At 47.1% G+C, this 3,831-nt stretch carries 3 protein-coding genes and 1 pseudogene; 1 reads left to right on the top strand and 3 read right to left on the bottom strand.

Translation table 11 applies throughout. From position 1 onward, the window contains the following. Window positions 1-270 precede the first annotated feature (270 nt). Together J7545_RS16085 and J7545_RS16080 are read right to left on the bottom strand one after the other, a co-directional pair. A complete protein-coding gene (locus J7545_RS16085; protein ID WP_413038652.1) occupies window positions 271-1,677 on the bottom strand; it encodes an AtzE family amidohydrolase in 1,407 nt (468 codons plus the stop codon). A gap of 2 nt (window positions 1,678-1,679) precedes the next feature. Then, window positions 1,680-1,868, bottom strand: a complete 189-nt coding sequence (locus J7545_RS16080) for a DUF4089 domain-containing protein (RefSeq protein WP_271940094.1) — start codon at window positions 1,866-1,868, stop codon at window positions 1,680-1,682. Between the two features lie 45 nt (window positions 1,869-1,913). Between J7545_RS16080 and J7545_RS16075 the strand changes: the two genes are divergently transcribed. Beyond that, the gene (locus J7545_RS16075) at window positions 1,914-3,248 is read left to right on the top strand and encodes a ShlB/FhaC/HecB family hemolysin secretion/activation protein (protein ID WP_318697975.1); all 1,335 of its coding nucleotides are present in this window, start codon (window positions 1,914-1,916) and stop codon (window positions 3,246-3,248) included. Here the strand turns inward: J7545_RS16075 and J7545_RS16070 are convergent. Continuing rightward, window positions 3,199-3,831, bottom strand: a pseudogene (locus J7545_RS16070) (ISAs1 family transposase); the annotation flags it as partial. The gene J7545_RS16075 and the pseudogene J7545_RS16070 overlap by 50 nt on opposite strands.

The raw sequence follows: 3,831 nt of genomic DNA, 5'->3' as shown, positions 1-3,831 counted from the left end.
CTCTCCGGTTTCTTCTATTATTAATAATTTCCAGAGCTAAGGTATACTCAGTGATACAGGGTGTGGCGATCTCATTTTTGCCCATATGCATACTCTTGGGAATTGATATGCAGAAAAAATGGCGCGATCGCCTGCCTTGTATACACTCTACGATTCCGAAAAGCTTTAGCTTTTCGGAGAGTGACAGAAGAGGGTTACAGCGCTTTGCGCTGCTATGAGGGACATTATTGAATCTTTAAAGCCATATACCACAACCCTATTACCTATTACCTATTCCCTAGCGCAAAGCGCTATATGACTAGAGGCACTGATCGCTCCTTGAGCTTCTAGAACGGCTGCCACGCGCAAAATGAGTGCCTCATTATAGGGAGCTGCTACAATCTGCACCCCCACTGGGAGTTGATGGGGACGATGAACAGGAACGGATAAAACGGGTAAGCCAATAAAAGAGAGGGGTTGAGTATAGCGACCTAAGTTAGGACGAAGCAACACATCTTCTCCTTGTATATTTAGGGTAGTTTGACCGATGGGAGTGGCTACACAAGGGGTAGTGGGAGCCAGAATGACATCGACTTCCCGAAAAACTTCCCGAATCCGATCGCGATACCAGCTCCGAAAGCGTTGTGCATTTAAGTACCATTGCGCGGGAATCATGGCTCCAGCAAAAAAGCGATCGCGCGTTGCCGGATCGAAGTCCTGTGGGGAGGCTTTCAAATCTGATAAATGAATATTAGCCCCCTCACTGGCTGTAATCAGATAAGCCGCTTCCCTCGCTCGCGCTGCTTCGGAGAGCTTCACTGTCTGGGTTGCACCTAATACTTGAGCTATCTTTTCTACTGCCTCGAAAACCTCTGGCTCTCCCCCTTGAGTAAAATAATCATCGGCGATCGCGATTCGTAAAGACTCGATCGGTTGATGCAGTTGCGGTAGGCAGGGTTCGGGGGGCAAAGTACAACAGACTGGATCGAGAGGATCTTCCCCTTGCAAAATATCAAACAACGTCGCCATATCTCGCACGGAGCGACCAAAAGGGCCAATATGATCCAGGCTACTGGAAAACAACATCACTCCAGCACGGGACAAACGACCATAGGTCGGTTTCAAGCCATAAACGCCACACAACGCCGCCGGAATTCGGATTGAACCATTGGTATCTGACCCTAAACTAAAGGGCACTAAACCCCCAGCAACTGCCGCTGCCGAACCTCCAGATGATCCTCCTGCTATGCGGCTTAGATCGTAGGGGTTATGGGTGGGGCCATAATGGGCATTTTCCGTCACAAACCCATAGGCATATTCATCCATATTCAACGCTCCCACTAGAATAGCTCCCGCTCGCTTTAAACGGGCGATCGCCGTGGCATCTTGCCTCGCTCGAGCATGGGAGCGATGGATCTTGGAACCTGCTACCGTGGTTACCCCAGCAATATCAAATAAATTCTTCACCGCAAATGGAACTCCCGCCAGCGCCCCCGGGCGATCGCCCCTTTTGAGTCCTCGATCTAAGGCTTTGGCCTTCTCCAAGGCTTCTTCTGCTAAGAGCGTGGTAAAACAATTTAGGGAGGGATTATGGCGATCGATGCGGCTTAACGTCGCCTCCATAATCTCTTGGGCAGGATATTGTTGGTTGCGTACCCCACGAGCGATCGCAACCGCATCCAGATAATCAAGATCCAAGGTCATGGCTTAAAAATGGGGGCAACTTCAAGATCTTCAGGCAAAGGAAATTGGTTTAGAGATTGGGCGATCGCCATCAACCGAGTTATATTGTCGATCGTGCCGGGCTGATTTGCCCACTCTGGTGGTAAATCGAGCATGGATGCCATTTGTACCACAAACGTTTCTGGATCGGGGTCTTGAGTATTCATAGGATCGGTTCACCAAAGCCTCCCATACTTGTTGCAATTTAGCATATGGAACGAACTCGACTCTCCTATTTTCCTAATTCTGGTATAGTTTGGCGACCGTTTTATCTATGGATCTGGGCACTGATAGCTGGGGGTTTATTATCTGTCGGTATAAATGATGAGGAGATCGCTCGACCCCCTGTTTCTTCTCCTCCTGCACGTCCTACTCCAGAAGAATTATTACCTCCTTCTAATCCTGAACCAGAACTTCCCAAGCTGCCTACTCAGATTATAGTCAAGCAATTCCAGGTGATTGGCAGTACCGTGTTCAGCGCTGAAGAATTAGCCGCTATCACTGCTCCTTTTACCCACCGTTCCCTTTCCCTAGCAGAATTATTTCAAGTTCGCGCACAGATTACCCAAGCCTATCGCGATCGCGGTTATATCAATTCTGGGGCATTTATTCCGCCCCAAGAATTTCTTGGGGATGTGGTGATCATTGAAGTCTTGGAAGGGGAAGTTGAGGTAATTGAGGTGACAGGAAATCGACTTTTACGCACCGCATATATTCAAGATCGCCTTCGTTTGGCAACCCAAAAGCCTCTGAATGTGAATCGTTTATTAGAGGGATTGCAACGGCTTCAACTGAATCCCTTGATTGAGAGTCTATCGAGTGAGTTATCTGCCAGCACTCAACCGGGGTTCAGTCGGCTTAGAGTTCAGATTACGGAGGCTGATTCTTTGCAGGGGCGTATTATTGCTGATAATGCAGGTTTGCCCAGTGTGGGCGGTTTTCGCCGAGGATTTGGATTGACTGAGGGTAATCTCCTCGGATGGGGCGATCGCGTCAGTTTTGATTATTACCAGACTGACGGCAGTCACAGTGTTGATGTCCGCTATGCTTTTCCTGTTAATCCGAGCAATGGAACCCTAGAAGTGGTCTATGGAAGGACAAGTAGCGAGATTATTGAAAATCCATTTAATGCCCTGGATTTAGAAACGGAATCTCAGTATTATGAACTCGGTTTCCGGCAACCGATTGTACAAACTATTGCTGAAGAGGTGGCGATCGGAGTAACCCTATCGCGTCAAGAAAGCGAAACCTTTTTAGGCGATCGAGAATTTTCCCTTGCTTTAGGGGCTGGCGATCAAGGACGCACACGAGTAACCGCTTTACGCTTCTTCCAAGAATGGACAAAACGCAAGCCCACAGAAATCTTATTTTTACGCTCTCAATTGAGTTTCGGAGTCGATCTTTTTGGAGTGACTCAAAACCGAGATCCGATTCCCGATAATCATTTTTTTGCCTGGAACTTACAAGGTCAATGGTCTCAGGGTAAGAGCATCTCAATCACCCTTGACAAAAGGAACCCAGAAGAGAGAGGATATAATCATTATTGATAGCCGCCCGCTTCTGCTTCTGTCGTAAACTTCGTTTGAGAGTAGTTTCTTGACGAAGAGCATTGAGTGCCCAACGTCTCAGAAGAGCAAAGTTTCGAGGACTATGACCGGAACGAATCCGACTTGAATCTTCATTAAATGTCACATCTAAAGTCCAATGAACTTTATTTTCAATGCCCCAATGTTGGCGAATAATTTGGCCTAAAATACGAGCATTTGCGGGTAAAGAAGACAGGTAGAATTGGACTTCATTAGTGGTTTTATTCCAGAGATAACGAGTTCGTTCCACTCTCTCGATCATAGGAACCTCGCAAGGTTTTGCCATCTATGGGAACGACTTCCCCCACCAAAGAACCCAGAAGAGGTTGAAGCCATTGCTGTAATGTCCTCTCTAGTTCTTGCGGATTAATTCTCTCAAATACTCGTCGAAAAGTATCATCAGACGGAATCCCATTAGGTAAGTCCAAGAACTCACTCAACCAAGCTAATTTGCTCAGACCATAATTCTCGATATCTTCCCAACCCTCAGCACCAGCAATCACTGCTAAAATGGCAATTACGAGGATATCTTTTAATTTATGTT

It is taken from the genome of Roseofilum sp. SBFL, from assembly GCF_017746885.1.
In the GTDB taxonomy this organism is placed as follows: domain Bacteria; phylum Cyanobacteriota; class Cyanobacteriia; order Cyanobacteriales; family Desertifilaceae; genus Roseofilum.
The sequence above is the reverse complement of the archived record's forward strand: the minus strand, read 5'-3'. Positions and strand labels throughout refer to the sequence as shown.